Below are 320 nucleotides of genomic sequence, written 5' to 3' on the forward strand. Positions count from 1 at the left end.
AACATTCAAATCTGGGGCCGTCCGATGACCGTCGAGACGAACATGGAGAACCGTCCGGTCATCCTGCAGATGCCGTTGGGCACGCTCCCTGCGGATGCGGCGAAACGCCAAGAACTGCTGAGCAATCTTGTCGTCTTCATCGAGCATGACGACGGCACGAAGGAGCTCGTGAAGGGCGAATTGGGCGATTATTCTAAAGGCTTACAGGGCTTGAAGTTCCGCACGAATAAGTTCAGTACGTTCACGATGGTGTATATGCCGGGCTGGAAGGAATACATCGCGAAGCAAGAGCAGAATCAGGGTCAAGGCAAGGATCAAGG

General features: G+C 54.1%; 1 pseudogene. It reads left to right on the top strand.

Going from position 1 to position 320, the window contains the following annotated elements:
* Positions 1–320, top strand: a pseudogene (locus L3D05_RS26350) (hypothetical protein); the annotation flags it as partial.

The sequence above is a fragment of the Cohnella mopanensis genome (assembly GCF_022352055.1).
Classification (GTDB): domain Bacteria; phylum Bacillota; class Bacilli; order Paenibacillales; family Paenibacillaceae; genus Cohnella; species Cohnella mopanensis.